At 69.6% G+C, this 26,624-nt stretch carries 19 protein-coding genes and 1 pseudogene; 14 read left to right on the forward strand and 6 right to left on the reverse strand.

The genetic code is table 11. The annotated features are described in order from the left end of the window. Nucleotides 1–20: 20 nt before the first annotated feature. Both WMF22_RS12560 and WMF22_RS12565 read right to left on the reverse strand, forming a co-directional pair. Nucleotides 21–557 (reverse strand): IS630 transposase-related protein, encoded by a 537-nt coding sequence (locus tag WMF22_RS12560; protein ID WP_438035916.1) that lies wholly within the window; start codon nucleotides 555–557, stop codon nucleotides 21–23. A 221-nt stretch (nucleotides 558–778) separates the two neighbouring features. Then, on the reverse strand, nucleotides 779–1,900 hold the full coding sequence (locus WMF22_RS12565; protein WP_438035917.1) for an amidohydrolase family protein: 1,122 nt from the start codon (nucleotides 1,898–1,900) through the stop codon (nucleotides 779–781). A gap of 198 nt (nucleotides 1,901–2,098) precedes the next feature. On the opposite strand from WMF22_RS12565, the gene WMF22_RS12570 reads away from it, so the two are divergent. Next, nucleotides 2,099–2,725 (forward strand): hypothetical protein, encoded by a 627-nt coding sequence (locus tag WMF22_RS12570; RefSeq protein ID WP_438035918.1) that lies wholly within the window; start codon nucleotides 2,099–2,101, stop codon nucleotides 2,723–2,725. An 886-nt stretch (nucleotides 2,726–3,611) separates the two neighbouring features. On the opposite strand, the gene WMF22_RS12575 is transcribed toward WMF22_RS12570, so the two are convergent. Both WMF22_RS12575 and WMF22_RS12580 read right to left on the reverse strand, forming a co-directional pair. Further along, nucleotides 3,612–4,040 carry a GxxExxY protein gene (locus WMF22_RS12575; RefSeq protein WP_437299323.1) on the reverse strand — a complete coding sequence of 143 codons (429 nt, stop codon included), beginning with the start codon at nucleotides 4,038–4,040 and terminating at the stop codon, nucleotides 3,612–3,614. Between the two features lie 180 nt (nucleotides 4,041–4,220). Next, complete coding sequence (locus tag WMF22_RS12580) at nucleotides 4,221–4,526, reverse strand: hypothetical protein (protein ID WP_438035919.1); 306 nt, start codon at nucleotides 4,524–4,526, stop codon at nucleotides 4,221–4,223. A gap of 163 nt (nucleotides 4,527–4,689) precedes the next feature. On the opposite strand from WMF22_RS12580, the gene WMF22_RS12585 reads away from it, so the two are divergent. The 13 genes and pseudogenes from WMF22_RS12585 (at nucleotide 4,690) to WMF22_RS12645 (ending at nucleotide 23,993) form a co-directional block, all read left to right on the forward strand. After that, nucleotides 4,690–4,929, forward strand: a complete 240-nt coding sequence (locus WMF22_RS12585) for a hypothetical protein (protein ID WP_437299325.1) — start codon at nucleotides 4,690–4,692, stop codon at nucleotides 4,927–4,929. Further along, nucleotides 4,926–7,130: a hypothetical protein gene (locus WMF22_RS12590; RefSeq protein ID WP_438035920.1), complete on the forward strand. Its 2,205-nt coding sequence runs from the start codon at nucleotides 4,926–4,928 to the stop codon at nucleotides 7,128–7,130. The genes WMF22_RS12585 and WMF22_RS12590 overlap by 4 nt, the downstream gene beginning before the upstream one ends. Next, a complete protein-coding gene (locus WMF22_RS12595; protein ID WP_438035921.1) occupies nucleotides 7,127–8,188 on the forward strand; it encodes a hypothetical protein in 1,062 nt (353 codons plus the stop codon). The genes WMF22_RS12590 and WMF22_RS12595 overlap by 4 nt, the downstream gene beginning before the upstream one ends. Before the next feature lie 23 nt (nucleotides 8,189–8,211). Continuing rightward, nucleotides 8,212–8,496 (forward strand): hypothetical protein, encoded by a 285-nt coding sequence (locus WMF22_RS12600; RefSeq protein ID WP_438035922.1) that lies wholly within the window; start codon nucleotides 8,212–8,214, stop codon nucleotides 8,494–8,496. 166 nt (nucleotides 8,497–8,662) lie between these two features. Further along, nucleotides 8,663–10,513: a GMC family oxidoreductase gene (locus tag WMF22_RS12605; protein ID WP_437301556.1), complete on the forward strand. Its 1,851-nt coding sequence runs from the start codon at nucleotides 8,663–8,665 to the stop codon at nucleotides 10,511–10,513. 14 nt (nucleotides 10,514–10,527) lie between these two features. Further along, nucleotides 10,528–11,637 (forward strand): annotated as a pseudogene (locus WMF22_RS12610) (ferritin-like domain-containing protein); the annotation flags it as partial. Between the two features lie 649 nt (nucleotides 11,638–12,286). Further along, a complete protein-coding gene (locus WMF22_RS12615) occupies nucleotides 12,287–14,293 on the forward strand; it encodes an amylo-alpha-1,6-glucosidase (protein ID WP_438035923.1) in 2,007 nt (668 codons plus the stop codon). Nucleotides 14,294–14,404: 111 nt separating this feature from the next. Beyond that, entirely contained in the window at nucleotides 14,405–15,325 is a 921-nt protein-coding gene (gene iolE / locus WMF22_RS12620) for a myo-inosose-2 dehydratase (RefSeq protein ID WP_438035924.1), read from the forward strand. A gap of 61 nt (nucleotides 15,326–15,386) precedes the next feature. Beyond that, nucleotides 15,387–15,524: a hypothetical protein gene (locus tag WMF22_RS12625; protein ID WP_437299330.1), complete on the forward strand. Its 138-nt coding sequence runs from the start codon at nucleotides 15,387–15,389 to the stop codon at nucleotides 15,522–15,524. Nucleotides 15,525–16,051: 527 nt separating this feature from the next. Next, nucleotides 16,052–16,495, forward strand: coding sequence for a hypothetical protein (locus tag WMF22_RS12630; protein WP_437299331.1), 444 nt, complete (start codon nucleotides 16,052–16,054; stop codon nucleotides 16,493–16,495). Nucleotides 16,496–16,504: 9 nt separating this feature from the next. After that, nucleotides 16,505–18,175: a DUF2169 family type VI secretion system accessory protein gene (locus WMF22_RS12635; RefSeq protein ID WP_438035925.1), complete on the forward strand. Its 1,671-nt coding sequence runs from the start codon at nucleotides 16,505–16,507 to the stop codon at nucleotides 18,173–18,175. Nucleotides 18,176–18,208: 33 nt separating this feature from the next. Further along, the gene (locus WMF22_RS12640; protein WP_438035926.1) at nucleotides 18,209–22,558 is read left to right on the forward strand and encodes a DUF6531 domain-containing protein; all 4,350 of its coding nucleotides are present in this window, start codon (nucleotides 18,209–18,211) and stop codon (nucleotides 22,556–22,558) included. A gap of 19 nt (nucleotides 22,559–22,577) precedes the next feature. After that, a complete protein-coding gene (locus WMF22_RS12645; RefSeq protein WP_438035927.1) occupies nucleotides 22,578–23,993 on the forward strand; it encodes a hypothetical protein in 1,416 nt (471 codons plus the stop codon). On the opposite strand, the gene WMF22_RS12650 is transcribed toward WMF22_RS12645, so the two are convergent. Both WMF22_RS12650 and WMF22_RS12655 read right to left on the reverse strand, forming a co-directional pair. Next, on the reverse strand, nucleotides 23,986–26,436 hold the full coding sequence (locus tag WMF22_RS12650; protein ID WP_437299335.1) for a type VI secretion system Vgr family protein: 2,451 nt from the start codon (nucleotides 26,434–26,436) through the stop codon (nucleotides 23,986–23,988). The genes WMF22_RS12645 and WMF22_RS12650 overlap by 8 nt on opposite strands. Then, nucleotides 26,433–26,582, reverse strand: coding sequence for a hypothetical protein (locus tag WMF22_RS12655; RefSeq protein ID WP_437299336.1), 150 nt, complete (start codon nucleotides 26,580–26,582; stop codon nucleotides 26,433–26,435). The genes WMF22_RS12650 and WMF22_RS12655 overlap by 4 nt, the downstream gene beginning before the upstream one ends. Between the last annotated feature and the right edge of the window lie 42 nt (nucleotides 26,583–26,624).

Here is a 26,624-nt window from a genome sequence, read left to right on the forward strand (position 1 = left end):
CTTCGGCCCCACTCCACCTGTTACACGGCACCCTGCCGTGCGCCCGACGCCCGCGACGCGCACGACCGTACCGCCGCGCCATCCCGCGATGCAGACCGAACTCGTCGAAGAAGGTGATGTGGCGTGCGCCTACTCTTCGTGCTCGCCGCCGGAACTGAGCGCGGCCCTTGCGGACGGCGGGCCGATACTGCTCGCTCGCTCGAAGCGTTTTTTTTTCTCGTGATGCCCAGCCGCTGCAGCGCCCGATGCATCGTCGGGATGCTGACACGCACCTCCTGCCGCTGCTCGAACTGCTCAGCCAACTCGGCCAGCGTCCGGTCGTTCTTTTCCTCGACCAGCTTGCGCACCTCATCCAGCCCCGCCCGGTCGATCTTCGGCCCCACTCCACCACCGTGCGGCAAGGGCGCAAGGCTGCCTGTCGCGCGCACCTGGGTGAGGTAATTCTGCACAGTGTTCGGCGCGACCGAGAAACGCTCCGCTATTTCCCGAATGCTCCCCTCGCCGTTGACGTAGGCATCGACGATTCGCCGGCGCAGATCGAGACTGTACGGGCTCATGGGGCAGACCTTGGGCAGGTCCTGTGCCACGATCCGGTGCGGTCGAGCTCGGGCTGTAGCAGACTCGGCTGAAAGCCGCTCTAGAAGGCGCTCGATGGTCGTTCCTGCCGCTAGCGCGGCGCGCATGGCGGTACCTTGACCATTTCGGGTCAAAGTTGACCCTTACCCACAACGCGCGTCGCGCGGGACGGAACATCGTGTGTCGCGCCGGGCGCCGCGCGTCACGGGTGTGCCGCGAGCCGATCGGGATCTGCAGGCCAGAGCAGGCGGCGCGCGTTGTCGCGGTAGATCTTCTGCAGCACGGGCGCGGGCAGGTGCAACCCGTAGATCCTCCAGAACCCCTGGCGGCCGTTCGCGGCCTCGGTGTCGAAGTAGTCGTCCTCGGTCTCGAGGAAGCGCGCATAGACCTCGTAGCCTGCGGTCCTGGCGCTCTTGAGGTCGGTGCCGAAGAGCACGCGGTCCTGGTAGCGCACGAAGAAGCGGTGCGCCGCGCGCGGCTGCCGGCCCAGCTCGCTGATGCTGGCGGACATATCGACCTGCAGATTGGGGAAGCGATCGAGCCAGCCCGCGAGCTGCTTCAGGTCTTCGGACGAACTGCCCATGTGCGCGCCCACGAAGGTGACGTCGGGGTGGCGTTCGATCACGCGGTTGCGCTCCTCGAAGAGCCGCGCGCGGGTTGGAAAGCGCGTCCGGTCCGCGAACGACCAGCCCGGAAACTCGTGCAGCTCGTGCCAGCGCTCGTTCTTCGCGTCCAGCGGGGCGAAGAACGCCGCCGGGTCGGCCACGTGCCAGAGCACGGGCCGGCGGTAGCGCGCGCACGTGCGCCAGACCGGCTCGAGCTCCGGGCTGTCGAGCGCGACGCGCCGGCCCTCGGGCGTGCGCACCGTGAGCCCGAGCTCCTTGAAGATCTTCAGTCCCTTGGCCCCGGCCTCGAAGTCGGTCGCGAGCTGCGCGGCCACGCGCTCGCCCCAGCCCGGCGCGCCCACGAGCGCGAGGTCGAGGTTGGCATAGGTCAGGAAGCGCCCTGGATAGGCGCGGTCGAAGCGCTCGAGCTCGCGCAGAAGGCGCTTGCCCGAGGAGCCATCGAGGTTGACCAGGGTCTCGACGTGGAGCGCGTCCATGCGCGCGACCTCGGCCGCCACGTCGACGACCCGGTGCAGGTGCGTGTGGACATCGATTGCGGGCACGGCCAGGTGGGTGATCGCGGTGCGCTCGAGCGCCAGGAGCGGTATGGGCTGCCAGTCCGCGAGCCGCAGCGCCGCGATGCCGGCGGGCCGCGACGGCGCCGCGAATGGCGCGGCCGGGCCGCGAGCGCACGCGGCTGGCAGGAGGAGAACGAGCATGAGCGCTGCGACGTGCGCGCGGGACACGAGGCGACCTCTGGACGCGAGCATGACGGAGCATAGCGCGCAGGAGGCCGCTCTCGGTGAGGAGCGCCTCGGGGCAGATCACCGAATTGGCATGATATGCTGCGGGGCGCAGGCGGAACGGAAGGAGGCAACGTGCTTCGACTCCACTTGGCTCTTGGTTGCGCGGTCTTCATGGTCACAGCGTGCGGTAACGATGTGCACGAGGCGTCCGCGACGGGTGGTGCTGCCGGCAACGGCTCTGGCGCCACCGGCGGCGGCGGTGCCAGCGGATCCGTCGCGAACGGCGGCCTGGGCGGCGCCGTCGGCTCGGCGGGAACGGCCGGCGCCGGGGGCGGCCACGGCGGCGCCGGCGGCGACCCGGGCGGCGCCGGGGGCAGCGTCGCGGGCGGGGGCGTGGACAACGCGGCCGACCTGTGTGGGGGAGCGTTACCGATCACGTGTGGCGATCGTCTGAATCACAGCACGACGAGCCAGGGGCGCGCGAACGTGTGGACGGGATACGCCCTGACCGCTCGTGCCGAGTCGGGGCGTGAGACGGTCTATGCCTTCTCCTCGACGACCGAGTGCATGGTGGTCGCAACGCTCGAGGACCTCGCGACGGACCTGGATCTCCTGCTGCTTTCCGCCTGCGATCCCTTCCAGTCGAACGAGATGGCTTCCTCGACCCCGCTGGATCTACAGACCGTCGAGACCGTGAGCTGGACGAGCGCGCCAGGCCAGACATCCTACCTGGTGGTGGACGGCTACGCCGGGGCCGAAGGCAGCTACACCCTCTCGGTCGACTGCGCGTGTCGATGATTGGACCGCTCCCATCGCGCCGGTCCTGCCCGTCGCGCAGCGCCGTCGGCCGTCCTGCGCAGCCCATTGGCCCTCCTGTACAAACCTCGGCGGCCTCCTGCGCAGCGCCGTCGGCCGTCCTTCACAGCCCATGGGCCTTCCTGCACACGACCCGGCGCCGTCCTGTGCGGCCCCGTCGACCCTCCTGCGCAGCGCCGTCGGCCGTCCTGCACAGCCCATTGACCTTCCTGCACACGACCCGGCGCCGTCCTGTGCGGCCCCATCGACCCTCCTGCGCAGCGCCGCCGGCCGTCCTGCGCAGCCTGGGCGCCTTCCTGTGCACGCCCGTTGGTGTCCTGCGCAACATTCGTCCCTGTCCTGCGCGGCCCCCGCGCCCCTCCTGTGCACCCCTGTTGGTGTCCTTCGTCACCATCGTCCGGCCCCTGTGCAGCCCCGGTGGGCCTCCTGCGCAGCCCCGGCGTGGCGTCGCGCGCCTTTTGTGGTGGCTGCGCAACTCTTTCTCCTTCGTGCGCCCCCTCCACTGGCTCCGTGGCCTGCTGCCTGCGGCGCCGGGCACGCCGCTCCCCCGTGCCGCGGCACACCGCCGCTACCAACCCTCGGCTCCGGCGCCTCCCTCGCGACGTGACCGACTCGTGCTCTCCTCTGACCAACGCCTTGTTCGCCGATCGACAAGATGAAGGACCATGCGCCCTCCCCCGCGGCCGGTCCGCAGGCCGTGGCGCCACGCACCTCCAAGCACACCTCTCCGGTTCCGCGACTGTCCGCGCATTGAGGACGGACAACCTGGCGCTCGGGGCGCGATCCACGCCGAGCAGTGTCCTAGCACTACTGCGGGAGGTTCGTCGCGGAAAGAGAGGAACCGCCAAGATCGCCAAGATCGCCAAATTTACGGGGAATGCACCACGCGCTTGACACCGGTACGGAGGAAGGACACTTTGAAGGTGATCAAGAGGCCAAGCCGTAGTCTTGCCGCCTTGAGATATGACAGAAGCTGCGCAACGTGGATCGGGGCAATGCACTCGCTGGCCTTGAGCTCGACGACGAGCTGACCATCCACCACGAGATCCAAACGAGCCTGACCCACTAGATTCCCCTTGTAATCCACGCCGATGGGCACTTGCCGGGCGAACGGAATGCGGCGCAAGGATAGCTCGACGCAGAGCGCTTCCTCGTAGATAGCTTCGAGGAAGCCAGGGCCGAGGGTTCGGTGCACTTCGAGCGCGGCGCCGATCACGCGGTGGGCGAGGCGATCCAACTCTGCGCCGGGCTCGCTCCTCACTTCTTCCTTGGCGTCCTTGGTGTCTTGGCGGTTCATCTCGTGTCTGTCGACACAACCCCGCCCTCAGTTGCGCACTCCGCCGTAAAAGAATGCAGTTGACCCTTTGGAGAGTGTGGGATCCCTCGACGGTGACACAGAGGGCATCGAGGGAGCCATGCGATGAGGGCGTACGCTATGGCGAGGCGGAGAGTAGTGAAGGAGTCGGCGAAGTGGCGCTCAGGCCGCGATACGGAGCGCGTAGCCTTGCGCTTCCCCTCGGACCGAGGGGGGGAAATGCCGCACGCGTTCAGCAACAATGAACGCATAGCAGCACAGGACTACGGACACGTGATGGTGCCATCCAGGGAACGACCGTCCTTCATAGTGGTCGAGCCCCAGCTCCCCTTGGAGCTCCTCGTAGGCGAGTTCCGTGCGCCATCGTTCCTTCAGGGTTCTGACGATCTGCTTCTTGCTCATCCGGCGAGGCAGCGTGGTCAGGGCAAACTTCGTCGGCTTCGTTTCGTCGTGCGGCCACTCGATCACGAGCCACAGGACCTCTCCGTCCTTGGGCTCGGACCCATCGTCATGGGCCGGCTTCACTCTGCGAAAGCAGAAGCGGCTGGCGAGCTTTCCGCGTGTTCCGGTGCGCCACGTTACTCGCCGGAAGGCCTGCAGCCCGAGCTCGATGCCGAGCTTCTGAACGCCGATGGCGGCGCCGTCCTGGCGCGAGGCCGGGTGCGCGGAGCTTCGAGGGCGGTTCGACGCCGCGGAGGCCGAGCTCAGGACGGGGGTGCCGCAGAAGATCGCGGCGGGGCTCGCGGCGCTGCGGGAGAAGGGCATGGCCGCGGCGGAGCTCGACGCGGCTCAGGCGAGGCTCGACGCGGGGGACGTGAAGGGCGCCGCGATCGCGTATGACGCCGCCGTGCGCGGCGCGGAGGGGACATGAGAGGCTCCAAGGACGTTGCGCGGCCTGGCTGGAGCGCCGCGGTGTTCCAGAGGCTCGTCGCGCTGGTCACGGCGCTGGCGGTGCTGGCGCCTTCGTTCGCGTGCGCCGGCACGCCGTACAGGCTGGACTGGGTTAGCACGGAATCCAGCGCGTCGTGCGAGGCCCCTTTCCTCGCTCACAACGGAGGGACGTACTTCCATGTGAACGACACGCCGCTCCCCACCTACGAGGTTCCGGACACGCTGGTGACCCACGATGACGGCTCGCAGAGCCACCAGGCGGAGGCGGAGTTCGACTCGGTGCTGCTCCGGTTCGGAGCGAACGACTTCCACTTCGGTGTGCGGAACGCTGGCGGTGACGACTGGTGCACCGACGCGCACGAGCTTGTGAGCCTCGTCTCGGAGCCGCTCGGGCTGAACAAGCCGCTCTTCCATGTGCGGCGCAGCGGGACGGCGTTCTCCGGCGACACAACCCTCGACCTGAGCCTCGCGGAGATCAACCCGGCGCTGGCGCGCGACATCGAGGTCCTGCTGGCCGAGATCGCCAAGGAGCGCGAGGCGCTCGTGGCGAACGCACGGGCGGTGGGCCTGCTGGCGGAGAAGATGGACCTGCTCCAGCAGCTCGACACCGAGCTGAAGGACCTGGTGAGCCGGCCGCTGGACGAGATCTCGCGGACCGACCTCGAGGCGATCCTGGACCGGTATGAGGACGCGGTCGCGCCGGCGACGCGCGCGGCGATGGAGCAGCTCGTCGACGACCTGAAGCAGAGCGTCAGCGATCTGGAGGACGAGCTCGCGCGGCTGATGGACGAGTTCGGCGCGCAGGCGGACGAGGTGGCGGACCTGGCGACGGAAGACGCGCGCGCCGAGGGGTGGGATCCGGACGATCCGCAGGCGTACTCGCTCGGGGAGAGCGAGGTGCCGTGGGTCGAGGTGCCGGACATCGCGGAGGTGGAGGGGGCGTTCGACGACGGGAGGGATCCCTATGCCGCGTACGCGGACGCGGTGCTCGCGGCGCTGGAAGCGGACGTGAGCGGCCGGGTGGTGGTCCTCCGGGCAGACTTCGTGGCGAACGTGCGGGCGTGGAGGGCCAACAGCGCGGCGCTGGAGATCGCGCTGCGCGACCGGATGGGCGTGTCGCTGGCGGAGACCAACGCGTTCCTGAAGGCGCAGAACCGGATCACCGGGTTCGTGCGGCAGCTCATGGATGCGTCGGACTGGTTCATCGAGACGCCGATCCCGCCAGATCTGCGGGTGCAGGTGGACACGGTGCTGAAGCCGCGGTTCGACGCGCTCGCGGACCAGATGAAGGACAACCTCAACCTGTGGACGGGGGAGGGGTTCGATCTGGAGCAGACGCAGCTCTACCAGACGATCAGCGCGTTCGCGGGGGCGATGTCGACGGTCGCCGAGGGGTTCGGGGCGTACGCGGAGGTGATGCAGACGCTGGTGCACGCGACGACGCGCCTCGGCGTGGGCTTCGTGCCGGTGGTGGGGCCGGCGCTCGACCTGTGCGAGGCCGTGACGGGCAAGGCGTGGTGCTTGCCGTCGGGGCAGGAGCTCAGCGACGAGGAGCGGATCTTCTCGGGGGTGGGGTTCGGAGTCGCGGCGATCGGGCCGATGTGGCGGGTGATCAAGACCGCCAGCGGGCTGCGGCCGGCCGCGATCCGGGTGGCCGGGGAGATCGCCGAGATCGAGGAGGCGTTCGCCCAGATCGTGAAGACGAACCGCGTCCGGGGGTACAAGACGCTCACGGGGGCGATCACCAAGGTCGAGGTGGACATCTTCGAGACGAAGGCGGCCAAGTTCCTGGTGGACGACGGTCGATCGCTCGTCGGGGTCGGCGATGACGGCGTGCGCGAGGTGGTCGGCATTCCAAAGCACTCAAGCCCTGGTGGCAGCGAGGGGGCGGCGCCCGACTTCGTGTCGATATCCAGCGGGCACCAACTGATCGTGAGCGAGGCGAAGGGCGGAAAGATCCCGGTCAGCAAGGTGCGCAAGCAACTCACGAACGCGATGAAGGCGCTGAAGGAGAAGGGGCTGGATGGGGACGTGGCTCGGTACGAGCTCATCATGGAGCAGGGTGCGAAATTCGATGATGAAAACGTTATCGTTCGGGACGGCTACCTGTTCAACTTAAGCACGCGCAAGAGAGTGACCCTGATAGACTCCGACAAAATCATCATGGTGATCCGGCTATGAGCGAATCAGAACCTTGGTTCTATGCGTGGTGTGACGACGCAGAACGGCTCGACGCGTTCGCCGCGGCGCTGTCGGCGCTCGTCAGCCCGGGGGCTCTCATCAGCCTGATGATGAGCTCCGAGGAGGGGTGCGAGACGCGCTCCGTGGACGAAGTGCTCGCGATGAACCGCGTCCACTTCGGAGGAACGAACAACGCTCACCTCCTCTCCGGCATGAGGCTGAACGATTCCGAACGCGACATGGTATTCGAGCTCAAGTGCTACACCGACGAATGCGAGCGTCGCCACCCTTGGGGCCCGCTCCGCTTGACTGCGGGCGAACGCACGTGGGATTTTTTCCCCTACGAGATCCTCGTGGGCAGCTACGCCCCGCGCTCCGTGGAGGCTGAGGCCGCGGTCGCCTACCACCTGGTTCAGGGTGACATCGAGGAGCTGCTGCTTCGCCTATGCGCGCCGGACGCGAGCGGGCGTGTGCCGACCGGCGCCTGCACGATCAACCAGGAATGGCTCGCCCCGATCGAGATGTGCGCGACCTACAACGCGAACGCCGCGGAGCTCGCGCGCGACCTCGCCCTCTCCTGGGTGAGCGTCCACGACAAGGAGAGCGTCTCGCGCATCGCGGGCATTTCGCTGGAGGCGCTGCACGCGCGGGTCGACGCCGCGCCGCGCGGCGCGCGCGTGCCCGTGAAAGGCACGAGCGAGCTCACGCGCTCCCTCTCGCGCGAGACCGTGCTGAAGGCGCTCGCGACGCCGCCAGAGACGCTGCTCGAAGCGCTCGAGGCGGCGGCGGTGCCTGACGACGCATGGCGTGCGGCGGAACCCCAGGCGCAGGAGCTCATGGATCTGCTCCGCCAGATCGACGCGGCCGCCGATGGCGAGGGCCCGCCTGCCTGGCGAGCAGACATCACGACGCGCGGCCACGTCCGCTTCCTCGAAGAGCACGCCCCCTTCCACGTCCGCCGCCTGCCGAGCGGCGGCGTGGTGCTGGCGACACACCCGTACCGCACGCTCTGGCCGCTCTGGTCCGACGCGCTCTTTGTGCTCGGATTGATGTCCTGACGATCCCGCTCAGCCGCCGCGGCGTGCCCGCCTCGCTCGAGCGCATCGACCTGGTCGTCGAGATCGCCGGCCGGCGCTTCGAGGAGCGATTCGCCTGCCCCCGCGAGCCGAACAGCGAGACGACGTTCTCGTGGGACGGCAAGGACGCCTCCGGGCGCCCCCTCGAAGGCGCGCAGCCGATCACGGTGCGGGTCCGCTACGTCTACCTTCGTCCGCGTCCGCCTCATCCTCGCAGAAACCCTGGCGGTGCTCCCGGGGCAGGCAGGGGCTCCTCCGGGGGCGCCGGGCAATGCGGAGCGATCTTTTGAACGCCGCGGCGCGCCTGGTTCGCGTGCGTCGACCCGCGCTCATTCCAGCGGCAGGAGCGCCGATCCCGGCGTCACGTGACCGATACAATGAAGTGGTTGACAGCGACCGAGCTCTTCTGATTTAGGACATCGGGGGGCATCATCCACATAGGGAGGGCGGGACGTGCTGTTGAAAACTGACACGGCGCTGCGGACGGACGCCTGCGCGGTGGCCGCCGATGACGGCTATGATGCCGTGATCGTGGGCTCCGGGATCGCCGGCGCGATCGTGGCCAACGAGCTAAGCCGAGCGGGCAAGCGGGTGCTGCTGCTGGAGGCGGGGGCGGGGACGAACCGGTCAATCTCCGGCTATGAGTCCTACCTTGCCAACTTCTTCGCGGCGTCGTCGAAGGACAACCAGTCGCCGTTCCCCGAGAACCCGAACGCGCGGATGCCGCGCAGCCCGGAGCTCCGCAAGCTCCAGCCGGGCGAGACCGACCCGGCTCCCTACGTCGTGCAGTCGGGCCCCTACGTCACCGATACCAACTACACGCGCGTGTTCGGCGGAACGACCATGCACTGGGAGGCGAAGACCCCCCGCATGCTGCCGGACGACTTCAAGGTCCGCACGCTGTTCGGACAGGGCGTCGACTGGCCGCTGAGCTACGAGGACATCGAGCCCGACTACCAGGTGGCCGAGCGCGAGATGGGCGTCTCCGCCGACGTCGGGGAGCAGACGTACCTGGGGCTCCGCTTCCCCGAAGGCTACGTGTACCCGATGAAGGGCCTGCCGCTGTCCTACCTCGATCAGAGGGTCGGCAAGGGCATCGACGGCACCGAGGTCAAGCTGCACGACCAGGCGTATTCCATCCGGATCCGCGCGTACCCGCAGGCCCGCAACGGCGTCCCCAACCCCGCATACGACGGCGGCAAGGGCTACGTGCCGGTGGGCGCCGTGAGCACCCACCAGGTGGAGGAGGGGGAGCGCTGCCAGGGCAACACCAACTGCGTGCCGCTCTGCCCGGTGCAGGCGCGGTATCACGCCGGCAAGACGCTGGCGAAGGCGCTCGAGACTGGGCGGGTCGACCTGATGGTCCAGGCGGTCGCCTCGAAGGTGGTGATCGATCCCGAGAGCGGGCGCGTCACCGCGCTGGAGGTCAAGGTCTACAAGGACCCGCAGTCGTCAGAGCACGAGACGGTGACCGTCAAGGGCAAGATCTTCGTGCTCGCCGCCGGCGCCATCGAGACCCCGCGGCTCCTGCTGGCATCCGGCGTCCGGAGCAGCAGCGGGCTGATGGGCCGCAACCTGATGGACCACTCCTACCTGCTGAGCTGGGGGCTGATGCCCGAGGTCTGCGGGACCACGCGCGGCACGAGCTGCACCGGCGGCATCATCGATCTGCGAACGGGGCCATTCCGGCGGAGCCAGGCGGCCTTCAGCGTGGACATCCACAACGACGGCTGGGGGTGGGCGACGGGCTCGCCCTTCACGGATCTGGCCGAGCTCGTGGACCAGCACAACCACTTCGGGGACGAGCTGCGCCGCGGGCTCGTCGACCGCATCTCGCGCCAGCTCCTGTTCGCGTTCATGCTCGAGGTGCTGCCGAGCGAGAGCAACCGCGTCACCGTCGATCCGCGCTACACCGACCGCCTCGGCAACATGCGCCCGGTGGTCTCCTTCACGGTGCCGGAGTACACGATGCGCGGCGCCGCGTACGCGCGGCAGTTCGCCAGGACCATGTTCGCGCGCCTGGGCGTCGTGGATTTCTCCCGGTACGACCCCGGCGACTACGGCTATGTCGCCTACGAGGGCGAGGGGTACGCCATCCGGGGGGGCAACCACCTGGCCGGCACACACCTCATGGGATCGGACAGGCGCACGTCGGTCGTCGACACGGACCAGCGCTCCTGGGATCATGAAAACCTCTATCTGGTCGGCGCCGGCAGCATGCCTTCGGTCGGCACCGCCAACGTGACCCTCACCCTCGCCGCGCTCTGCTACCGGAGCACGCGCGCGATGCTCAAGCAGCTCCACTGAAGCGAGGTGCGCCCATGATCAACTCGAGACGATCCGAACCTCCCGCGCCGCGCAACAAGATCGAGACGCTCGCCGAGCTGCACCATTACCTGCAGCACGCCCTCCAGCTGGAGCACGCCACGATCCCGCCGTACCTCGCGGCGCTCTACTCGATCAAGCCGGGGACCAACCCGGATGCCGTCCACATCCTGCGCGTGGTGGCGGTCGAGGAGATGCTCCACCTGACCCTCGCGGCGAACCTGCTGAACGCCGTCAAGGGCACGCCCGACCTGACGGTCAAGGGCTTCGTGCCCAGCTACCCCGCCTACCTGCCGGACGGCGAGACCGACTTCCAGGTCCACATCGCCCCCTTCGGCATCGAGGCCATCGAGACCTTCAAGAAGATCGAGCGGCCGAAGAAGGCAGGCGGGCGGCTTGTCCGCCGCGCCGCCCCGGCCGGCGCCACGGTGCTGGGCGCGCACCCCGGAGACGCCGAGATGCAGTACTACAGCATCGGTGAGTTCTACGCGGCCATCGAGGACGGCCTCGTGCGCCTGGAGGCGGAGGCGCAGGCCCGGGGCGAGACGATCTTCGTCGGCGATCGCGGGCGGCAGATCACCCCGGAGTACTACTATTCCGGCGGCGGCGAGCTGCTGCCCGTGATCGATCTGGCCAGCGCGCGCCGGGCCATCACCCTGATCATGGAGCAGGGCGAGGGCACCGAGTCCAGCATCTACGACCGGGAAAAGGAGCTGTCGCACTATTACCGCTTCGAGCAGCTCACCCACGGTCGCTACTACCAGCCGGGCGACCAGCCGGGCCAGCCGACCGGGCCGGCGTTCACCGTCGACTGGAAGGGCGCGTATCCCATCAAGACCGACGTCAAGCTGGCCGAGCTGCCGGCCGGCTCCGAGCTGTACGACATGGCGGTGGCCTTCAACCGCGCTTACGCGAAGTTCCTCGAGACCCTGACGCGGGCCTACAACGGCGAGCCGGCGCTGCTGATGAGCGCCGTGCCGCAGATGTTCGAGTTCCGCAACCTGATCACCCAGCTGATCCGCAACCCGCTGCCGAACAGCGAGTTCACCGCCGCGCCGACCTTCGAGCTCTACCCGGACGCGGACGCCCCTGCCGCGGTCGCCGGCGCGAGCGCGGCGTCGAGCCGCCTCGATCGATTCCTCGCCTTCTCCGCGGAGGTGACCGCCTTTGCCGTGTTCGATCTGCACGGGACCGGGCAGGCCGAGGCGTATCTGAAGTCCGCTGATGAGGTCGTCGGCGCCGCCGTGGTGGACGAGCTGCTCGCGATCCACGGCGGGGCGGGGCAGGGGAGCGACAGGCAGGCGCGTGACGCCTTCCTGCGCCGGGAGATCTTCGGCCACGAGAAGCTCGGGCCGATCGCCCGCAACATCCTCAAGATGTGGTATTCCGGCGTCTGGTACGAGCTGCCCACGGCCTGGACCGAGGCCTACGGCCCCGCGCCCAAGGACGTGACGTTCGTTGTCTCGCCGTCCTCGTACGTGGAGGGGCTGCTGTGGACGGCGATCGGCGGTCACCCCGCCGGAGCCAAGCCGCAGGGGTTCGGGTCGTGGGCCGATCCGCCGCGCATCCCGTCCTCCGAGGACACGCCGGCGCGCCGGTCGCTGCCCGTCGTCGGCGAGCGATAGCGCGGCACGGGGGGCAACGTGGTGTCGCGAGGGATCGGCCGATGGCGAGGCCGATCGAGGGCCCGCCGGCGAATTCGAGGGTTGCGTCGAGCCGGTTCGGTGGGCGATAGAAGTCCCGGAGGAGGAGCGCATGGTCGGGATGGGGAGGGAGATCTGCGGCGACCTGAGGATCGCCGAAGACCGCGAGTGGCTCGTCACCAACGGCATCGGCGGCTATGGCTCCGGGACGGTGGCCGGCTCGCTCACGCGCGGCTACCACGGGCTGCTCGTCGCCGCCCTGCGGCCGCCCGTCGATCGGCGGCTGATGCTGGTCAAGCTCGACGAGGCCGTCACCTACCGGGGCGCGGCCTGGGACCTCGCGACCAACCGCTGGGCGAGCGGCGCCGTCGCGCCGAGCGGCTTCGTCAACATCGAGCACTTCTCGCTCGAGGGCTCGATCCCTTGCTGGCGCTACGCCTGCGCCGACGCGCTGCTCGAAAAGCGCATCTGGATGGAGCACGGCCAGAACACCACCTACGTCGCTTACACCGCGCTCCAGGCGCGAGAGCCGTTGCGCCTCACCGCGCGCGCCATCGCCAACAACCGCGTCTTCCACAACACAGGCTCCGTCGCGTGGCCGGCCGAGGTCAGCGCCGCTTCGGGCGGCGTCCGCGTCGTCACGGCCGGCGACGCGCTGCCGCTGTTCCTCAAGCTGGAAGGCGGCGCGGCCACCCCCGCGACGGAGCTCTACCGCGGCTTCGCGCTCCCGGCCGAGACGGCGCGCGGGCTCCTCGACCGCGACGACCACCTCCACGTCGCGACCTTCGAGGCGACCCTCCTGCCCGGCGAGACGGTTGTGTTCCTCGCCGCGGCCGGAGACGGCTTTACCGCTGTCGATCGGGAGGCCCTCCCGCGCCGCCGCGCGCGCGATCGGGCCCTCCTCTCGGCGTGGAGCGGGGCGCGGCCGCCGGGCGCGGCCGCCGCCCCCGGCTGGGTCTCGCAGCTCGTCCTCGCCGCCGACCAGTTCGTCGTGGACCGCGCGCAGACCCCCGGCGGCAGCCCCGGCAAGAGCATCATCGCCGGTTATCCCTGGTTCGAGGACTGGGGCCGCGACACGATGATCAGCCTCCCCGGGCTCGCGCTCTCGACGGGACAGGCGAGCATCGCCGCGCCGATCCTCCGCACGTTCGCCGCCTTCGTGGATCAGGGGATGTTGCCCAACCGCTTCCCCGACGGCGCCGCGCACCCCGAATACAACACGATGGACGCCACGCTCTGGTACTTCCAGGCCATCCGCGCCTGTCACGAGGCGACAGGCGACGACGGGCTCCTGCGCGATCTGTTCCCGGTGCTGCGGGACATCGTCGACTGGCATATCCGGGGCACGCGGTACGGGATCCACGTCGACCCGGGCGATGGCCTGCTCCGCGGCGGGCAGGACGGCGTCCAGCTCACCTGGATGGATGCCAAGGTCGGCGATCGCGTGATCACGCCGCGCATCGGCAAGCCGGTCGAGATCAACGCCCTCTGGTACAACGCGCTGCGGGTGATGGTCGCCTTCGCCGCCCGCCTCGGCGAGCCCGCCGAGCCATATCAAGGGATGGCGGCGAGGGCCCTCGCGTCCTTCGAGCGCTTCTGGAACGCCGCCGCGGGCTATTGCTACGACGTCCTCGACGGGCCCGCGGGCGCCGAGGCGGCGCTCCGGCCGAACCAGATCTTCGCCGTGTCGCTCCCCGAGAGCCTGCTCTCCCCCGAGCGACAGCGCGCCGTTGTCGACGCGTGCGCGCGGGCGCTCCTGACCTCGTATGGGCTGCGCTCGCTCGCCCCGTCGGATCCGGCGTATCAGGGGCTCTACGGCGGCGATCAGGAGCGCCGCGACGCCGCTTACCACCAGGGCATGGTCTGGGGCTGGCTCATCGGCCCGTTCATCGAGGCGCACCTCCGCGTTTACGGCGATCCCGTCACAGCCCGCCGGCTGCTCGCGCCGATGGGCGACCACATCAACGCCGCCGGTCTCGGCTCGATCAGCGAGATCTTCGATGGTGACGCCCCCTTCGCGCCGCGCGGCTGCATCGCCCAGGCGTGGAGCGTCGCCGAGGCGCTCCGCGCCTTCACGCTCCTCGACCAGGCGGCGCCGCCCGTCCGGGAGCCCGCCTGACCTGACGACGCGACGACGAGATCTCGAGGTGATCCAGGGGAGGGGAGGCGATCGGCGAGGCGAACGACGGAATCCAACGGCATCCAGCGGAACCAGGAGGAGGGGCGACGTATGCACACGACGAAGGCGAAGCTCAAGCGCGAGAGGATCCGTTTCGGCATCACGCCGACGGGGTGGTGGAACGATGACTTCCTCGACATCGACATCGGCATCCCGTTCGGCCAGTGCGTCAGCGAGATGGCGCTCGCCGGCTTCGAGGGGTGCAGCGTCGGGCACAAGTACCCGACGGACACGGCGGTGCTCAAGCGCGAGCTCGATCTGCGCGGCCTGTGCGTCTCCGAGCCCTGGACCAGCACGTACTTCACCATCGAGGCGATGCACGCAAAGACGATCGCCGACTTCGAGGAGTCGCTCCGCTTCATCAAGGCCATGGGCGGCACCGATCTCGTCGTGGCCGAGCTGGGCGGCTCGTCGCACCAGCAGCCGATCGCCTTGGTCCCGAACCGCCCCGTCTTCACCGACGGCCAGTGGGACGCGCTGGCCAACGGCCTCAACGAGCTGGGCCGCATCGCCCACGGCGCGGGGATGCGCCTCTGTTACCACCATCACATGGGGACCGGCGTGATGACCCGCGCCGACGTGGATCGTCTGATGGCGATGACCAGGCCCGGCCTCGTGAACCTGCTCGTCGATACCGGCCATATCACCTTCGCGGGCGACGACCCGCTGGCGCTCGTGCAGGCCCACGGCCCGCGCGTCAAGCACGTCCACCTCAAGAACATTCGCCGTCCCGTGATGGAGGAGGCGCTGCGGCAGAACCTGTCCTTCAAGGAGTCGATCCTGAAGGGCGTCTTCACGGTACCGGGTGATGCCGAGGGGAGCGTCGACTTCCCGCCGATCCTCGAGGCGCTCGCCGAGGCCGATTTCGAGGGGTGGCTCGTGGTGGAGGCGGAGCAGGATCCGGCCAGGGGGTCCCCGCTGGGATACGCCAAGATGGCGCGCACCTACCTGCGCGAGGTGATCGGGCTGTGACGCCCGGAGATCGAGCGACCTCTGGCCCCACACCCCGAGCGCCGGTGAGCAAGGAAGAGACATGATCGCCGCCGCGCCCACGAGGGACATCTACCTCGGCTTCTTCATGTTCACCACCGATCTGCGGCCCACCGACGCCGCGTACCGGGAGGTGATCATCGAGCATATCCGTCACGCAGGATCTCATCGACGATCTTAACAGCGCGCTGCGCAAGGCGCTCAAGGATCAGGAGCCGATCCAGATCACCCGGCTCATCACCACGAGCGCGTTCGGCGCTTCGGTGGCCTGACCTTCCCGCACGTCACGGTGGGGACGCTGATCAAGGCATCTTAGTACACCAGCGCTCCGGCTCCCGGTCGTTCATGGCCGTCGTGGAGTTCTTCCAGCACCTGCGCGGCCCCGGCAGCCCTCCTGCGTGGTCCCGGCGACCCTCCTGCGCAGGCTCCGCGACCTTCCTGCGCACCCATTTGAGTGTCCTATGGTATGATTGCGTGGCTCCTGCGCGGCCTCGGGAGCCCTCGGCGAGAACACGCTGGTGACCGCGCAGGAGCTCGTCAAGATCGACGGCGAGCAGCTCCACCTGGGTCGAGCAGGCACCATGTTCGCGAACACGCAGATGGGCGGGATGAGAGACGACAGGAGTCGGCGACCACGAGGACGTGGTCGTGTACCCTCCCTCACAGCGCTCCCTCAACGGCCCAGGGGTAGCACGGTGGAGATGGACGATGAGGAAGACGCAAGGCGCTCGAGATCGCGACCCCGCCCCTGAGCCCGGCGAGGAGGCGCCCGGCGCCGACGATCCGGCGGATCTTCTCGTGGCGATGGTCGACCTGACGCCGCCCGGTCCGACGCTCACCCTGTCCACGGGCCACACCGCGGCCGTCGCGCCGAACGAGCCCGATCGGCTGACCATCCGCAGCCCGGCGGGTGAGGTCGAGCTCTCCATTCGCTTCACGCCCGAGGGCCCGGTCCTTCGCTTCGCCTCGGCGGCCATCGACCTCCAGAGCCGGGGCGACATCCGCATGGACTGCGAACGCCTGGAGGTGCGCGCGAGAGGCGGGATCGATCTGACGAGCTCCGGCGATCTGCGGCAGACCGCCGGCAAGGTCGAGATCGACGCCACGGACGACGTGGATATCCAGGGCCGGCGCATCCTGCTCAACTCCTGAGCCCCCGCCGTGCACGTCTCCTCCGCCTGCCAGCTCCCCGTCGCGTCGAAGCTGTGGCGCCCCCGGCCCGGAGCGTTCGCGCTCACGATCGTCTGCAAGGCGACCTTCGCGCTGCGGCCCGGCACCTCGCCGCTCGCGGCGGTCCAGGTCAACCCGTTCGAGGCCGATGTGGCCTGGGAGGACGGGCGGGGCAGCTTGCGTGCGGCGAGCGATCTCGCGCCGTTCAAGCGGCGCGTGGACGTGGTCGTGGTCGGCCACGCGCACGCGCCGCGGGGCGAGCCGGTCACCTCGCTCGTGGCGCGGGTCGCGGTGGGCGAAACGCGCAAGGCCGTCGAGGTGCACGGCGATCGCTGGTGGATGCCGGATGGATCGTTCACCAAGGCCGCGCCGTTCACGCGGATGCCGCTCCGCTGGGAACGCGCCGCGGGAGGGCCAGGGACGTGGAACCCCGCCGGGCTGCCCGAGAGCGTGTCGCCGGACGCCGCGGGGCCGCGCCCCGCGCCGAACCTCACGCCGGTGGGAGCGGCGCTGCGGAGCGCGATCGGGCCGATCCCGCCGGCGGGGCTCGGCCCGATCGCGCCGGCCTGGCCAGAGCGCTCGGCGCACCTCGGGCGGCACGCGGCCGTGTTTCGACACGATCGCTGGGCCGAGCAACCTTTGCCCGCGGACATCGACGCCGCTTACTTCAATGTTGCGCCGGCCGATCAGCAAGCGAATCAGGTCCGGGCCGGCGAGCGCATCGAGCTCGAGCACTTGCACCCCGCGCACCCGCACCTCACGACCGCGCTCGAGGAGGTGACGCCGCTCGCGACGGTCCGGCGGGCGGGGGGCGCTCCGCAGGAGCTCCAGCTGCGCTGCGACATCGTGGTCATCGACACGGACGCGGCGATCTGCACGCTGACCTGGAGGGCGATCGTGCACCTCGCGCACCCGTCGGAGGAAGGGGCGGTGATCGTGACGGCCGGCCCGCAGGCGAGCGACGCCATCCCCGTGACGGCGCGGCCGCGCTCCCTGAAGCGACCCGCGCTGCCGTTCATGCCGGCCGAGGCCGGCGCGCCGGCAGGCGAGGCGGTGGACGCTCCAGCGTCGCTGCCCGCGCCGTCGAGCGTCGAGGCGATCGAGCGGCAAACGTCGCGTGTGCAGGTCTTCATGGAGCACGCGCCCGTCACCGTCCCCGTCGTCCAGCTGGTGGCGCTCCGAGGAGCGCTCCCGTTCGTCGAGAGCCCGAGGACGCCCGATCGGGAGCCGGCGGTGAGCCCCGAGGACGTCCCGGTGGAGCGCTACGCCGCGATCTCGGCCGAGATCGCTGAAGGCCGCGCGCCGCGGCTGGAGGTGCTGCGCGCGCACGCGCTCGATGAAGGCGCGTGGGCCAGCGTGGAGCGGCGCTGGCGCGCCGCGCTCGAGGAGGAAGGCGCGCGGCGGGGAGGCCGGCTGCGGGCCGCCTACGACAGCGCCTACGTCGCCGCGGTGGAGGGCTTCCGCGGCCCGATCTCGCTGCCGGAGTACGCCCGGATCGCGGTGGGGCAGGAGCGGCGGCGCGCCGGCGACGCGCTCGACGCGCTGAAGATCCAGCGGCAGGCGCTGTCGTGCATCCTGCGGGTCTGGACGAAGAAGGTGGCCGCGGATCCAGAGCTCGCGGCGGAGGCGGCCAAGCTGCTCACCCGCCTGCGGCAGGGGTGATATTGACCAATGGCCAGACTGGCGAGCACCTGGTTGGATCCGGTCATCGGGCTCGACTTCCACCTTCAAATCGTCCTCCGCCCGCCCATCCCCCCGTTCGTCTGCCCCTTTCCGCATCCGTTCGTCGGTCTCGTCCTCGATCTGGGCGGATTGGTGGCCGGCATCGCGCTCACCAACGTCCTGGGGAGTGTTCTGGGGGGTGGCGGAGGCTTCGTCGGGCCGGTGCTCGTCAACTGGTTGCCGGCCACCAACGCGGGCACCGAGGTCCGCGGGCTGCCGATCCTCCACTACCCGTACATGGGCTCATGGCTGCCCTTTCCGCGCCTGAAACCGCCGATTCGCCCCGATGACGTCGTGAAGCCGGACCCGCCCATCCCGCCCAACGAGGCGGTCATCATCACCGGCTCCGACAGCGTGAACGCGATGGGAGGGAGCATGAGCCGGATGGGGGATACCGGGCTCAGTTGCAGCGATCCGATCCCGCTGCCTCTGTCGTTCATCATCGCCGTGCCCAAAGGCCGGCCCGTGCTGGTCGGAGGCGGCACGACGATCGACTTCCTGTCAGCCGCGTTCAGCATCCTTCCGTCGAAGTTCATCACCGCTCCGCTGCGCGAGGGGGTCGGGAGGCGCATCCGGAGGTACTTCTCGCATTCGCGGTTCGACCGGCTGCGGAACCGGTGGCCGCGGCTGTTCTGCTTCCTCACCGGCCACCCGGTGGACGTGGCCACCGGTCGCATGCTGACGAGCGCGATCGACGCCGAGCTCCGCGGGCCCTGGCGGCTCGTCTTCGAGCGCACGTACTACTCGAGCTGGTCGCACCGCCAGACCTCCCTCGGCTGGGGGTGGAGCCACGCGTATGACGAGGCGCTCTGGCCGGAGCCGGGCCGTATGGTGCTCCGCCTCGGCGACGGGCGGGAGATCGAGTTCGACACCTTCGACCATCCGGCGCGGCAGCTCAGGGTGGGCGACGAGGTGACCGATCCGGTCGACCGCTTGACCCTCCGGCGGGCGCACGAGGATCGCTTCACCGTGAGCAGCGAGGACGGCAGCCGCCGCGAGCTGGCCCGCGTGGTCCCCGATCGCACGGGCGGGCCCACCTACCGTCTCGTTGCGTGGCACAGGCGCGGGCACACCGTCCGCTTCGAGTACGACGATCGCGGGCTGCTCGTGCAGATCGTCGACGCGGTCGGCCGCGCCGTGCGGCTCGTGAACGACGAGCAGGGGCGCCTCGTCACGCTGGCGTTGCCGCACCCCGAGCAGGAGGGCGCGTGGGAGGTGGCGGCACGATACGTGTACGACGCGCGCGGCGACCTCTGCGAGGTCCACGACGCCGGAGGGGCGGTGACCCGGTACGCCTACGAAGACCACCTGATGGTCCAGGAGACGAACCGCGTCGGCGAGAGCTACTACTTCGGCTATGACGGCCGCGACTCCTCGGCCAGGTGCGTCCGCACCTGGGGCGACGGCGGCCTCTTCGACCACGTCCTCACGTACGACACCCAGGCCCGCGTCACCCAGGTGGAGGACAGCCACGGCGCCCGGACCGAGTACCGCATGAACGACTGGTATGCGGTGGTCCGCGTGCGCGAGCACGACGGCGCGGTGGTCAGCTACACCTACGACGACTTCATGCGCTTGACGGCGATCGAGCGGCCCGGCAGCGAGCGCCTCGAGGCGAGCTATGACGCGCGGGGCAACCTCACCGAGGTGACGTCGCCGAACGGGCACCGCACCCTCCTCGAATGGGACGAGCGAGACCGGCTGTCGGCGCTGGAGCTCCCCGGCAGCGGGCGCTGGAGGTTCGATCACGACGAGGAGGGCCGCATGATCCACGCGGCCGATCCGGAGCAGCGGGTGACGTCCGCGGACTACGACAAGCGTGGGTTCTTGGTTTCGCTGTCACGCGCAGGGGAGGAGCGCGTCACGTTTCTTCACGACGCGTGGGGAAACTGCGTGGGGGCGCAGCAGGGCGCCCTCTCCTCGGCGCGGACCCGCTTCGACCGGCGCTCCCGCCCGGTCGAGGTCGCGGACGGAGCGGGCGCGGTGCAGTTCCATTACGATCGGCGGGATCGCGTGGTCGCGATCGCGCGCGATGATCGCGCGTTGCGCATGGCCACCGACGCGGAGGGCTCGCTCGTGGCGGTGACGTCGCCGAGCGGCGCCACCTTGATGAGCGCAGATCATGGGGGCAAGGCGTGGCCCCTCTCCGAGACGAGGGGAGGCTCCACCCTGCGCTACCGGCGAGACACCGAGGGCCGCCTCGTCGGCGTCGAGGGATCGATCGTCGGCCCATTGATGCTCAAACGCGACATCCAGGGGCGCCTCATCGAGGAGCGCCTCGGTGAGCAGCGCGTGCGTTACTCGATGGACGCGCGGGGGCGCGTGGTGAGCGCCGTGGACGCGCTGGGCGACCGGGCGGAGCAGGACATCGATCCGGACGGCCTGATCACGCGGCAGCGCTTCTTCGATGGGGCGACGCTGCGCGTCCGCTACGACGCTGCGGGGCGCGCCGAGGCCATCCACGATGGCGTCAAGGAGAGGCGGGTTCGCTACGACGGTGGCGGGCGGGTCGCGGAGGACGTGTTCGACGGAGGCCGGTGTCACTTCTCCCGCGACGAGCGAGGGCGGCTGACGCGGGCGGTGCACGAGCAAGGAGGGCGCTCGATCAGCACGGAGCTCGTCTACCTGAAGAGTGGCCTGGGCGTGGACGAACATGCCGGCCGGCTCCAGGTGCGTTACGAGGTCGATACGCACGGAGACCTCTCTTCCATGCGGTCGCCCGAGGGGATCGTGACACGGTATGGCGTGGTCCCCGGCGGCGGCTATCACATCGAGCGCGAGGGGCTGGCGATCCGGGTGGGCCAGGCCGGCGACGCGCTGGTCCACACGCTCCGTCAGGGGGGCTCGGAGGTCACGATGCGCGTCGACTTCGACGAGGGCGGCCGGCTCCGGCGACAGGTGGTGCGCGCCGGCGCCACGGCGCTCGAGCGTGATTGGCGGTACTCGAACGGGCTGCTCGAAGCGGTCACGGACGCATGGGGAGTCACGCGCTACAGCCACGCGGACGGGCGCACCTTGCTGTCGGTCGAGCACGGCGAGGTGCGCGAGCGGTTCACGGCTCGGCCCGGAGGGATGGTCCGCGGGGACGGCAAAGGATGGGTGCTCGGCCCTGGCAACCGCGTGATGGCGGCAGGGTCGTGGCGCATCGATCACGACGACGCCGGGCGGCGGGTGAGCGCCGACGATGGAAGCTGCGAGGTGGGCTATCGATGGAACGGCCGCAACCAGCTGCTGGAGGTGCGGCAGCCGGGAGGCACGCGGATCGAGCTCGATTACGACGCCTTTGGCAGGCGCGTGCGAAAGGCGACGTATGAACGCGGGAGCAAAGAGCCCGTCCGGACGACCGAGCTCCTGTGGCACGGCGATCGTATCGTCGCGGAGTACCGGGACGGTGAGCTCGGCCGGGAGTGGCTCTACGTTCCGGGCAGCGCGATCCCTGTCGTGCAGATCGAGCGGGGCATCGCCTACCTCTGCGTCTTCGATCAGGTGGGCAAGATCGGCGAGCTCGTGCGCGCCGACGGGCACGTCGCGTGGTCGGCCCGCATGGATGCGTACGGGCGCATCGTCGACGAGCGCGCGGAGGAGGGCGGTCCACGATGTCCGTTCCGGCTGGCGGGCCACTACGAGGACGAGGAGACCGGCCTCTTCGCCACGCGATTCCGGGTATTCGATCCGGCGTCGATGCGGTGGCTTTCCCCGGACCCGCTCGGGTTCGCCGCCGGTCCTGATCGCTATGGGTTCGGAGGCTCGCCCGCGCACCACGCCGACGTCCTCGGCCTTTCCACGTGTCGCCTGAAGCTGGACAACCCGAAGACGGGGCACATCCCACTGCCTCGATCACCCGACGAGGTGGACGACTGGATGGCGAAAATGAGGGCCTCGGGGGCACGGATCTTCGTCGTCCACCCCGACATGAGAATACACCCCGAAGCGCTTCTTCAATACAAGGGAGAGGCTGTCGATCGATTATTCAAGGCCCAGATTCAAATCAACAAGATCAGAAGATACCTGCCCGCTGAGCCCCGCGTCTGGAACGATGTGGGTGTCTGGTACCCCCTTAACCGTGGTGGCACGCTTGACTTCAGGGAGCTCGAAGATTTCATGGGCGTGCCGGGAGAAAAGGTCGCCGCGATCACCCTGGACACCCCGATCATCCTCATGGGCGGATGGTTCAATCCACAGACGTGCTCGGGGTGTGTCGACGATCAGCTGCGTCTATTCAAGGATATGGGGTTCACGGACGTGACTGTTCACCCATTTGGAGTCCTCACGCCGGCCAACGAATCAATCCCATCCAATTGGCTCAACCCCGCCCAGCCCTGACGAGTAATCTTGCATTGAAATGCTCGGCGAATACAAGCGCACCCTGACCGCCCTCGCCGACCAGCTCGGCTATTTCCTGCGTGCTCGCGAGGTGCGCCTCCTCGAGCTGGTCGTGCCGGCCGATCTGCGGCGCCCGGCCTTACAGCTCGTGGTGGAGCACGAGCTGCACCCCGAGAGCGGTCATGCGTTCGTCGTGGTCGAGGCGCCGTGCGACGAGAAGGACGCCGGGTGGACGGCCCGCGCCAAGGAGCTGCGCGCCCACCACGACCACCGCAAGGCGTGGATGGAGAAACACGCGCAGCAGCTGCCGCCCCTCGAGCCCAGCATCGCCAGCGGGCTCGCGGGCTTCGCTCAGCAGCTCGTCACGATGCGGCGAGCGCTGGGTACGCTCGTCGATGGGATCACGGTGGTGCTCGCCCCCCGGCGCGTGAGCGATACGGACCAGTGGCAGCTCGACCTCGAAGCGCTGGTGACCGCGAAGGACCTGGGCGAGATCCGCTGGATCGCGGCGTCCGAGGAGACGCGGCTGGAGCCGCTGCTCGATCGCCTGGGCCAGCGCGCGATGCGCGTCGAGCTCTCGGTGGACGAGCGACGGAGCAACGAGGAGCTCGCGGCGATGATGGACGCAGCAGCTGCCGCGCCGCGCGGAGCTCACCCCTTCGCCGTCGTCGGGGCGGCCTGGCCCCGTGGGGTCAGCCCTCCGCGCAGGCTGCGCGAGCGGCCCGTATCGACCAACTCGGACGAGCTGGTGCGATCCCTGGACGATCCCGCGCATGCCACGCTGGTGGGGCCCGGGGGAACGACGCTGCGCAACCTGATCTTCCGCGCCGCGCTGGCCGCGCGGCGCGACGACGGCAAGGACGAAGCGCTCGCCACGCAGCGAGAGGCCTGCGCTTTCTGCGCCGAGCGCGGGCTGGAGCGTGAGCTTGGAATGCTCTCCGTCGCGCTGGCGACCTACCACCATCGCTTCGGGGAGGAGCGCGAGGCGATCGCCGTCCTCGAATCGACCGCGTCCCGCGCGACGCAGCGCGGCGTCCTGGATATCGCCGCCACGGCCGATCTCACGCGCGGCAGCCTGCTGCGCGCGCTCGGAGCCGAGATCGACGCCCTCACCGCCTACCGGCGCGCTGCCGCCCGGGGCACGGGCTCCGCGGCGCCGCTGCTCGTTGTGATCGAGGCCAGGCGGCTCTCGGCCGAGATGGCGCAGGAGCTCACGCTCGCGGACGTGGCCCGAACCGAGCTGGAGGCCGCGGTCCAGGCCGCGGCGAGGGGCCCGGGCGCGGAGGTCGCGGCGACGACGGCGGGAGAGTGCGCGCGCATGCTCGCGCAGATCTACCGGACCGCCGGCCTGCCCGAGCGCGCCCTGGCGCTGATGGACCTCGCCAACGATTTCGAGCGAGGAAAGACGCCGACGACGGTGCCCTTCCTCAGTTGAGCTTGATGACCGCTGCCGTCACCTCGACCGCGAGGTCTCCGTGCACCTCGGTCGAGCCCCCTGCCAGGCTCACCGTGGGGCCGCTCACGGCGACGCCGCCGGACTCGCCCGCGATGACGACGTTGCCGCCCGCGACGTTGATGTCGCCGCCCGAGATGCTGATGTTGCCGCCCGTGATCTCGATCTGCGTCACGCTGCCGAGGTGGAGGAGCGTCTTGCCGTCCACGGAGACCGTCCCCTCCGCGCTGTCGATCGTGACCCGCTGCTCCTGCGCGTGGATGGAGACCGTCTTGTCGGCGTTCACGACGAAGTCATTGCTGGAGAACTCCTGCTTGCGGAGGCTGCTGTACTCGGTGACGACGGCCTTGAAGTCCTGCCAGGGGGCCGTGAACGTCTGCTTGGTGCCGTCGCTGAGGGACTGGCCCAGCTTGGACGAGAGGCCCGACTGCTCCTCGGCCGCATATTGAATGCTCCCGCCGACGTCGAAGTCCTGGGTGCCGGTGATGTGGAACCACTGCTTCTCGCCCTGGACCGTGACGTCCTGGCTGCCCTTGACGTCCACCCTCTGATCGCCGGTGTGGACCTTGATCTCCTGAACCCCGTTCATGATGTCGATCGACTGCCAGCCGTCGATCGTGGTCGCCTGGTTGCCCCCCACGAAGATCGACCGGCTCTCGCCGATGGTGATCGACTCGTTCGCGCCGACCATCTCCGAGTTGTCGGCGCCCACGGTGGTCGAACGGTTCGCGCCCGTGGCCTCGGTGCGGTTCACCCCGACGGTCGAGGTGCTGTCGTGCTTCACGAACTCGGAGCGGTCGTTCTCGACGACGGTGCTCCAGTCCTTCGCCGCGTGGACCTTGATCTGCTCGCTGCCGGCGGCGTCGTCGAACAAGATCTCGTTGTACTGCGCGCCGCCGGGCACCGAGAGGCTCTTGATGGTGCTGATCGTCGGGGCGCCGACCGACGGCGCGGGCGGCATCTTCGCGCCGTTGTACACGCGGCCGGTGACGATCGGGCGATCGGGATCGCCCTCGAGGAACTCGACGATCACCTCGACGCCCACGCGCGGATGCCAGACCGCGCCCTCGCCGCCGCCCGCGAACGTCTGGCTGACGCGCACCCAGCACGAGCTCGGCTCCTTCGCCAGCCGCGCCTCCTCGTGATCCCAGTGGAACTTGAGCCGCACGCACCCCACGAGGTCGCCGACGTGCACCGTGGCGCCGGGGGCCTCGGGCGCGGAGGTGACGAACGCGGTCTGCGAGCCCTGGATCCGCGGCCTCGGCGTCACGCGCGCCGGGCGGAAGCGCGACTCGCCGTCCCGCCGGCGCGCGGCTTCGAAGCGGCATCGGAGCGGGACATCGCCGGCGGCTGCGGGCAGGTGCTGGATGACGCCGGACTGCTCGCCGCGGACCTCGAGCTTGGTGATGAGATAGTCACCTTCGTGGGTGCTCCTCGCGTCGACGATCGACACGAGCGAGCCTGCCGAGAGCGTCCGGACGTGCCCCTCGCCGGTCGCGTAGCTCGCCTCGACGGCGTAGCGATCCACGAGCGCCGTGGCCAGCGGCTCGCCCTGGGACGGCGCGTCGGTGTAGCCGCCGGGGTAGCTGTACTCGCTGAGGTCGCCGCTGCCGGCGCGCGCGAGCATGGGCAGAGCGGGCTTGTGCCAGTCGTAGTCGTCGAGCGAGACGCTCCTGGCGCGGAGCCGGCCGCCGAGGCGCAGAACTGACAGCTCGCGCCCGGGCAGGTCCGGCCCGATGGGCGCGCCGCCCGGGGTGCGGCCGGCGTCCCGGTCCGAGAGCACGAGCAGGCAGGTCTGGCCGCCGTTCTCGTAATGGTAGCCGATGCCCTCTTCTTCCAGGAGGCGCGAGAAGAAGGCAAAGTCGCTCTCGTTGTACTGCACGCAGTAGGGCCGCGCGCTCGCCTGGTCGATGCGGGGGCTGTTCGTGACGCGCCAGGTGTACTGTTCGGCCGCGGGGCTGAAGGAGCTGAAGTCGCCGTCGTCGGGCGGGGCCGTGGCGCCGTCGGCCTTCACCAGGTTCGGGTCGCCCTGCAGGACGGCGTCGATGATCTCGCGCGTGGTCTTGTCGAGGAAGATGCGACAGCGCCTCCGGTACAGGCCGCGCGCCAGCGGCGACACCAGCACGAGGCGGTAGAGCATCCCGCCGGGCAAGCTGCTCATCTCCTCGGCCTCGGCGATGATGCCGTGGACGACGCGAAAGTCGGGGGTCGTCAGGGTCTTCAGGCGGAGCGTGGCGCGCTTGCCGATGAGCTCGAAGGGATCGACCTCGGGCACGGGGCCCTTCGCGAGCAGCGTGAGCTCGTAACGAGAGAGGGCGGATATCTCTTCATGGCCCCGAAAGCTCACGACCTGAAAACAGCCCCAGGGGCCGCCCGGACCGCCGGCCCCTTCGAGCGCCAACGTGAAGTCGAACTCCATCATCATGTGACCGCGAGCTTGCGCGCCAGCACCGACGCGGGAGCTGCCGCGAGCGACCTGATCTCGACGCCCTTGTCGCGTCGCGGGCGAAGGGTCGGGACCGCACGGGCAACGGCTTCGTCAAGCGTCGCGTCGATCTCGATGTCGGCCATATTCATCCTGAACATAGCCCCTTCGGCTGCGTTCGCCTACCT

This window comes from Sorangium sp. So ce204 (genome assembly GCF_051526795.1).
Taxonomy (GTDB): domain Bacteria; phylum Myxococcota_A; class Polyangia; order Polyangiales; family Polyangiaceae; genus Sorangium; species Sorangium cellulosum_B.

Bases quoted from the DNA above. Each gene is read 5' to 3' on its own strand.
- WMF22_RS12560 (WP_438035916.1), bottom strand. From the start codon at position 557: ATGAGCCCGTACAGTCTCGATCTGCGCCGGCGAATCGTCGATGCCTAC.
- WMF22_RS12565 (WP_438035917.1), bottom strand. From the start codon at position 1,900: ATGCTCGTTCTCCTCCTGCCAGCCGCGTGCGCTCGCGGCCCGGCCGCG.
- WMF22_RS12570 (WP_438035918.1), top strand. From the start codon at position 2,099: ATGGTCACAGCGTGCGGTAACGATGTGCACGAGGCGTCCGCGACGGGT.
- WMF22_RS12575 (WP_437299323.1), bottom strand. From the start codon at position 4,040: ATGAACCGCCAAGACACCAAGGACGCCAAGGAAGAAGTGAGGAGCGAG.
- WMF22_RS12585 (WP_437299325.1), top strand. From the start codon at position 4,690: ATGGCGGCGCCGTCCTGGCGCGAGGCCGGGTGCGCGGAGCTTCGAGGG.
- WMF22_RS12590 (WP_438035920.1), top strand. From the start codon at position 4,926: ATGAGAGGCTCCAAGGACGTTGCGCGGCCTGGCTGGAGCGCCGCGGTG.
- WMF22_RS12595 (WP_438035921.1), top strand. From the start codon at position 7,127: ATGAGCGAATCAGAACCTTGGTTCTATGCGTGGTGTGACGACGCAGAA.
- WMF22_RS12615 (WP_438035923.1), top strand. From the start codon at position 12,287: ATGGTCGGGATGGGGAGGGAGATCTGCGGCGACCTGAGGATCGCCGAA.
- iolE (WP_438035924.1), top strand. From the start codon at position 14,405: ATGCACACGACGAAGGCGAAGCTCAAGCGCGAGAGGATCCGTTTCGGC.
- WMF22_RS12625 (WP_437299330.1), top strand. From the start codon at position 15,387: ATGATCGCCGCCGCGCCCACGAGGGACATCTACCTCGGCTTCTTCATG.
- WMF22_RS12630 (WP_437299331.1), top strand. From the start codon at position 16,052: ATGAGGAAGACGCAAGGCGCTCGAGATCGCGACCCCGCCCCTGAGCCC.
- WMF22_RS12645 (WP_438035927.1), top strand. From the start codon at position 22,578: ATGCTCGGCGAATACAAGCGCACCCTGACCGCCCTCGCCGACCAGCTC.
- WMF22_RS12650 (WP_437299335.1), bottom strand. From the start codon at position 26,436: ATGATGATGGAGTTCGACTTCACGTTGGCGCTCGAAGGGGCCGGCGGT.
- WMF22_RS12655 (WP_437299336.1), bottom strand. From the start codon at position 26,582: ATGGCCGACATCGAGATCGACGCGACGCTTGACGAAGCCGTTGCCCGT.